Here is a 1,117-nt window from a genome sequence, read left to right as displayed (position 1 = left end):
GTCGGCCAGGGCCGGCCCGAGCTCGCCCCACGGCGCCGTCTCGATGCCCAGCTCGGTCGACTTCTCCGCGAGGGTGTGCCGGCGGCCGACCCACAGCTCGCCGTCGCGGCTGCGGAAGAACTCGTCGGTCTCCTTGGAGGAGCGCTGGTGGCTGTAGAGGACCGCGTCGTGCCCGGAGCCGCTGGGCCGCAGCACCAGCACGCTGCCGGGGTCGCTGTCGCCGGTCAGGTAGACGAAGTCGCTGCCCGGGCGGAACGGGTAGTCGGTGTCGTTGGCGCGGACCTTCTCGGTGCCGCTGGGAATGATCAGCGTCTCGCCCGGGAACGCGTCGGAGAGCGCGGCGCGCCGCTTGGCGTAGTTGGGCGTCTCCGGACGGGGTGTCACGCTCAGCGCGTCGTCCCGCCAGCCGCCGCGCATGAACTGCAGGAACGCCTCCGGGAAGTCCGGGTCGTGCGACTCGGTCCTCGGTGTCGTGCCCTCGCTCTGCTCGGCCATGGCCGGCCCTCCCGTCATCCGCGCGGCGTCGCTCGTCCCGTCCTGACGTTACCGCCTCGCCAAGATCAAGAGCAGCCCGGCATCACCCGTTGCCCAGGGTGAGGCAGGCCACGCGCGGTCCGGCCGTCCCGGCCTTGCCCGCAGCGGTACGGGTGTGCTCAGCGTGCACGATCAACGAGCGGGCCGGCTCCACCTCGTCGAAGGTCCAGTTCTGGCGCGCGGTGACCGCGGCGCCGCCCCGCGCGTCGGCGGTGAAGTCCAGCCACACCTCGTTGCGCGGATTGGCGTAGGCCGGGTCGACCGAGGGCGGCGAGGCGGCGGCCTTCGGGTCGGGACTGTGCTGGTAGTGCGGGCCGGCGTCCTCCGGTGTCGCGGTGCACGGCCGGGTGTGCAGGTGGGCCCCGTACGCCCGGCGCGGGACCAGGCCGCCGGCGGTCAGCCGTACCGTCGTGCCCGTGGCCGTCCGGGAGATCGTGAGCTGGGCCGTCGCGCCGGGCGGGACCACCTTGGGGTCGTAGGTGACGGCCCGCGCGCTCTGCGGGAACGGCAGGAAGGTGCCGGCGACAGTGCCCTCGACCAGCGGCGCCGCCAGGCCGCCCGGAGAGGGCGCCGACGACGGCAG

2 protein-coding genes are annotated in these 1,117 nt (G+C 74.2%); both read right to left on the bottom strand.

All coding sequences use genetic code 11. The annotated features are described in order from the left end of the window. The coding region (locus AB0C29_RS49780) for an aminopeptidase P N-terminal domain-containing protein (protein WP_360835572.1) at positions 1–495 on the bottom strand (495 nt) is incomplete at its 3' end. A gap of 82 nt (positions 496–577) precedes the next feature. After that, on the bottom strand, positions 578–1,117 hold a 540-nt coding region (locus tag AB0C29_RS49775; protein ID WP_360835570.1), incomplete at its 5' end, for a superoxide dismutase family protein.

Source organism: Actinoplanes sp. NPDC048791 (assembly GCF_040650095.1).
Classification (GTDB): Bacteria; Actinomycetota; Actinomycetes; order Mycobacteriales; family Micromonosporaceae; genus Actinoplanes.
Note: the sequence above shows the minus strand (reverse complement) of the source record. Positions and strands in the feature narration are given on the sequence as shown.